We start from the raw sequence: 2,587 nt of genomic DNA, 5'->3' as shown, positions 1-2,587 counted from the left end.
CACCGGCGCGTCCCCGCCCACGGCCACGGATCCGACCTGGATCTTGCGGCTGACCCGGCGGTCGGCGAGCTTGGTCGGAACGGACGGCATTCCCAGCGAAATCGCGGTCATCTGGCGAGCAACCCCAAGGTCTGAATCATGGTCCCGAGATCGGCGGGCTCCGGTCTCCGAGATTACGGCAAGCGCCTCCCCGGAAGCACATCCCGCCCCGAACACCGCACGAACGAACGGTGGCGGAACGCGTTCCGCGCGCGGGGGGGCGCGGGGCGGGGCGAACCCCCGCCCTTCTTATGTGAGGCGCACCGGATTCACCACATCGGCCACGAGGACGAGCAGAGTGAAGCAGATGAAGATACCCGCGACGACGTAGGCGACCGGCATCAGCTTGGCCACGTCGAACGGTCCCGGGTCGGGGCGGCGGAACACCTTGGCGAACATCCGGCGCACCGATTCCCACAGGGCACCGGCGATGTGGCCGCCGTCCAGCGGGAGCAGCGGCAGCATGTTGAAGAGGAACAGCGAGAGGTTGAAGCCTGCCACCAGGGTCAGCATCAGCGCGATCTGCTGGGACGGCGGGATGTCCAGGGTGAAGACCTCGCCGCCGACCCGGGCCGCGCCGACTACGCCCATCGGGGAGTCGGCCTTGCGCTCGCCGCCGTCGAAGGCCGCGTTCCAGAGGTCGGGGATCTTGCCGGGCAGGGCGACCAGGGACTCGACGCCGGACTGGACCATGTCGCCCATCCGGTCGACCGACTGGCCGAAGGACTGCTGGACGATGCCGGTGGCGGGCGCGAAGCCGAGGAAGCCGGCGGTGACGTACTCGCCGCGGACCGGGTTGCCGTCGCCGTCGTACTTCTGGACCTGGTTCTTGATGAGGTTGGCGTGCAGGTCGAGGCGCTTCCCGTCGCGCTCGACCGTGATCGTCGCCGGTCCGGTGGTCTTCCGGATCTCCTTCTGGATCGTCTTCCAGTCGGGTGTCGGGTGGCCGTCGAAGGCGACGATCTTGTCCTTGGCCCGCAGGCCGGCCGCGTTGGCCGGGGACTTCGGGGCGTTCTTCGGGCAGGTGTCGGTGGCGCTGGACGCCTTGACGACGCAGTCCTGGACCGAGCCGACCTGCGTCGTCTCGGTGCGGATCCCGAAGGTCATCAGCACGCCGAGGAAGAGCACGACGGCCAGGATCAGGTTCATGAACGGCCCGGCGAACATCACGATCACGCGCTTCCAGGGCTTGCGCGTGTAGAAGAGCCGGCTCTCGTCGCCGGGCTGGAGCTCCTCGAACGCCGCCGACCGGGCGTCCTCGATCATGCCGCGCCAGGGGGACGTGGAGCGGGCCGCGATCTTGCCGTCCTCGCCGGGCGGGAACATGCCGATCATGCGGATGTAGCCGCCGAGCGGGACGGCCTTGATGCCGTACTCGGTGTCGCCCTTCTTCCGGGAGAACAGCGTGGGGCCGAAGCCGACCATGTACTGCGGCACCCGGATGCCGAACATCTTGGCGGTCGAGAGGTGGCCCAGTTCGTGCCAGGCGATGGAGAACAGCAGGCCCACCACGAAGACGACTATCCCGAGGACCGTCATCAGAAGGGTCATGCGCGGGCCTCCGAGGTCGTTCCGGCCGTACGGGTCTCGGTTGCCGTACGCGCCACCAGTTCACGGGCCCGGGCGCGCGCCCAGGTCTCCGCCTGCAGGACGTCCGGGACCGTGAGGAGGGTTCCCCGGTCGGGGGTGCCGTGCTCCGCCACGACCTCGGCGACGGTGTCCACGATGCCATTGAACGGCAGGCCGCCGGAGAGGAACGCGTCGACGCACTCCTCGTTGGCGGCGTTGAAGACGGCCGGGGCGGTGCCGCCGAGGGTGCCGACGTGCCGGGCCAGCGCGACGGAGGGGAAGGCCTCCTCGTCGAGCGGGAAGAACTCCCAGGTGGACGCCTTGGACCAGTCGAACGCCGGGGCGGCGTCCGGCACCCGCTCGGGCCAGCCGAGGCCGATGGCGATCGGGCCGCGCATGTCCGGCGGGGTGGCCTGGGCCAGGGTGGAGCCGTCCGTGAACTCGACCATGGAGTGCACGTACGACTGGGGGTGGACGACGACCTCGATGCGGTCGAAGGGGATGTCGTAGAGCAGGTGCGCCTCGATGACCTCCAGCCCCTTGTTGACCAGGGTCGCGGAGTTGATCGTGATCACCGGGCCCATCGCCCAGGTGGGGTGCGCGAGGGCGTCGGCGGGGGTGACGGCGGCCAGCTGCTCCTTGGTCCGGCCGCGGAACGGGCCGCCGGAGGCGGTGACCACCAGCTTGCGGACCTCGCTGCGGGCCCCGCCGAGCAGCGCCTGGAAGAGGGCGGCGTGCTCGGAGTCCACCGGGACGATCTGCCCGGGCTTGGCGACGGCCTTCACCAGCGGGCCGCCGACGATCAGCGACTCCTTGTTGGCCAGCGCCAGCGACCGGCCGGCCTCCAGGGCCGCCAGCGTCGGCGCCAGGCCGATGGAACCGGTGATGCCGTTGAGGACCGTATGGCACTCGCTGCGCGCCAGCTCGGTGGCCGCGTCCGGGCCCGCCAGCACCTCGGGCAGCGGCCGGGCGCCGTAGC

General features: G+C 70.4%; 2 protein-coding genes. Both read right to left on the bottom strand.

Annotated elements, in window-relative coordinates; genetic code table 11:
* Positions 1 to 288 precede the first annotated feature (288 nt).
* Positions 289 to 1,590 carry a M50 family metallopeptidase gene (locus JNW98_RS32805; RefSeq protein WP_223771944.1) on the bottom strand — a complete coding sequence of 434 codons (1,302 nt, stop codon included), beginning with the start codon at positions 1,588 to 1,590 and terminating at the stop codon, positions 289 to 291.
* On the bottom strand, positions 1,587 to 2,587 hold a 1,001-nt coding region (locus JNW98_RS32800; RefSeq protein WP_223771943.1), incomplete at its 5' end, for a 1-deoxy-D-xylulose-5-phosphate reductoisomerase. The genes JNW98_RS32800 and JNW98_RS32805, both read right to left, overlap by 4 nt.

Source organism: Streptomyces huiliensis (genome assembly GCF_020037025.1).
Lineage (GTDB): Bacteria > Actinomycetota > Actinomycetes > Streptomycetales > Streptomycetaceae > Streptomyces > Streptomyces huiliensis.
The sequence above is the reverse complement of the archived record's forward strand: the minus strand, read 5'-3'. Positions and strand labels throughout refer to the sequence as shown.